The organism is Embleya sp. NPDC056575, assembly GCF_042793325.1.
In the GTDB taxonomy this organism is placed as follows: domain Bacteria; phylum Actinomycetota; class Actinomycetes; order Streptomycetales; family Streptomycetaceae; genus Embleya.
Genome location: NZ_JBHTVA010000158.1, coordinates 1 through 2,564 on the forward strand (window position 1 = coordinate 1; position 2,564 = coordinate 2,564).

Genomic DNA, 2,564 nt, shown 5'->3' on the forward strand with positions numbered 1-2,564 from the left:
GGCTTACGGTGTCAGGAAGCACGATTAATGTTGTTTGATCCTGGTTTCCGGCGTAAGGAAGCGGCCACTCTTGAAAATCCGCTGACGCAGGCAAATCCCCCTTTGTCGCCTGAAGCAAATCAGACGCTCACAAATAGTTATAGACGAAAATATGACTGCCATGTTACAAAGTACATTTACTATAAAAGAAAAAAATGCAGATTGCTAGCTTTTTTTCCCCTTTTTGAACATTAAGAAAACAGGACCTAAGTCCAATAAAAAAACCTGTGCGATAGGGACTGACCCCATAAGATGAGACAAATAAAAACACCTTCAAGTTTGAATACGGATGATTGTTATCCGAAATTAGACTTGGAGGTGTTTTTTCTATGGGGACAAGAGTGAGTTATCCGGTTGAAGTGAAACAGAAGGCTGTAGAAATGAGATTGGCAGGCGTACCTATGAAAGAGATCATGCAGGAGTTGAATATCAAAAATAATACGCAGATTAAGACATGGGTCAGATGGTATAAGGCTGGTGATACACATCGATTTGAACAGCCTGTTGGTAAGCAATACACTTATGGAAAAGGTCCGGAGTATTCTTCCGAATTAGAGAAACTGCAGGCAGAGAATCGATATCTGAGACAACAGAATGAAGTGTTAAAAAAGTACAACGAATTGGAAAGGAAGTTGATAGCCAAACGTCAGTCGAACTTGTAGAAGAATTGCACAGCACAATGACCGTGCAGGATATCTGTATTCATTTAGGTATCTCTCGCTCGTCTTATTATCGTTGGAAGAAGAATCTGAAGAAAGATCATCCCAAGCGCCATTTAGAAAAACAAATCGGCACGTTGTGCCGAGAGCACCAGTATCGATATGGATATCGAAAAATCACAGCTATATTAAAAAAGAGAATGTGTATTAACCATAAAACGGTTCAGCGTATTATGCAGAAAAATCAGTGGCAGTGCCGGGTTAAGGTGAAAAAGCGCAAGAAGAATGGGCAGCCATATGCCGTGGTCGACAATATATTAGATCGGAACTTTCAGTCTGATCATCCTCTTGAAAAACTAGTAACAGACATCACGTATTTGCCTTATGGACAGAAACAATTGTACCTTTCCAGTATATTGGATGTATATAATGGAGAAGTGATTGCTTTTACGATTGGAGATAAGCAGGACACAGACTTTGTCTTACACACACTTGATCAACTGCCAACACTGCCTGAGAACTGCGTGTTACATAGTGACCAAGGATCTGTGTATACATCTTACGAGTATCAGAAAGCTGTTAAAACAAAAGGCATTACCATGAGCATGTCCCGCAAAGGGACACCCGCTGATAATGCCTCCATCGAATCGTTTCATTCCTCACTAAAGTCTGAAACGTTCTATCTTAACAGCATTGATCGAACCACGACCGCCATCGTAGAACGCACTGTCATAGAATACATTCATTATTATAACAATATTCGTATTCAAACGAAACTAAACAACCAATCACCGATAAATTATCGGCAATTGGCTGTTTAAAAGGTGTTTTGATCCCTGTCTCAAAAACGGGGGTCAGTCCCCAAACGAAGATGGTTTTTTCATTTATATGCGCCCAGTGAGCCTTTGCAGCGGGTTAAGGCGTTCTTGCCTCCACTCTGTCCGATCTGTTAAACTCAAACCTTCCGCTAGAACATTTGCCATATTCATGACCAAGTTGAGTCTAGTGTTTTGCAATACAAAATATTCCATAAAACCGCTCACATTCACGATTCCGTTAATATGAAGATCTCCCACTTCAGGAAGGTCTTTTTGTACACCGGCTCCGGGCTTTAATGGCCCGTCCCCGATTTGAAATGAACCCACACTCTTAACGCGGCCTAAGCATGCATCGACTGCTATAACAAATGGGTTTTTATGTAATTTATGAATGTCATTGATTTTATCCTTCATGTTCACAGCATGGACGGGGTCAGATAAGGTTCCGTAGACATGGAATCTGGTAAGCTGCATCTGTTTGAGTTTCATCCCTACGAGCGGGCCTAATGAGTCACCGGTTGAACGGTCTGTTCCGATACAAACCACGACAATTGGTTTGCCGGCAGCTTTACGTAAGGATGAAGAAAGGATGGTTTGGATTTGTTTTGCCGCTGCAGCATCTGTATGTGAAACATATTGCTTTACTCGTTCCTGAGAGGAAAAAAGCCCGCCTTTTCGATTCATGGGTTTCACTTCCTTGTTATAGTAGGTAACAGAATTGCTATGGTGTGTGTAGTTATGTAAGGTTGTTTACAGTATATCCAGCAGTATGATTTTTTATGCTTTGTGTATGGCACCGGAGATTTTAAAAAAGTAGAGGTTATGATATGAATGGTTAGTGGGTGATTACAAGTATTGTCCCCCATTGCCTCGATCATGATCAAGCAATGGTCTGCTTATGAAACACTTGAATAGATAGGAATGGTTAGAAAAAAGTGAAGAGTGAAGTTCACTTCTTCATTCCAAGGACAAACAAATAAATATCTCTTTTTAGACTGCCGCATTAGCAGTCTTTTTTATGTTTATTTCGTATGATAATTTCACCTTG

The 2,564-nt window shown here is 40.6% G+C and carries 2 protein-coding genes; one reads left to right on the forward strand and one right to left on the reverse strand.

The window, feature by feature from the left end; genetic code table 11:
- Positions 1-368: 368 nt before the first annotated feature.
- Positions 369-1,519 (forward strand): IS3 family transposase gene (locus tag ACFRCG_RS48345; RefSeq protein WP_087614160.1). Its coding sequence is split into 2 segments (ribosomal slippage): positions 369-642 and positions 642-1,519, totalling 1,152 coding nucleotides; the frame shifts between segments, so codons are not numbered across the junction.
- A 63-nt stretch (positions 1,520-1,582) separates the two neighbouring features.
- Here ACFRCG_RS48345 and yyaC read toward each other — a convergent pair.
- Positions 1,583-2,200: a spore protease YyaC gene (gene yyaC, locus ACFRCG_RS48350; protein WP_003243890.1), complete on the reverse strand. Its 618-nt coding sequence runs from the start codon at positions 2,198-2,200 to the stop codon at positions 1,583-1,585.
- Positions 2,201-2,564 lie beyond the last annotated feature (364 nt).

Excerpts from the sequence above, each read along its gene's own strand:
- yyaC (WP_003243890.1), bottom strand. The coding sequence starts at position 2,200 with ATGAATCGAAAAGGCGGGCTTTTTTCCTCTCAGGAACGAGTAAAGCAA.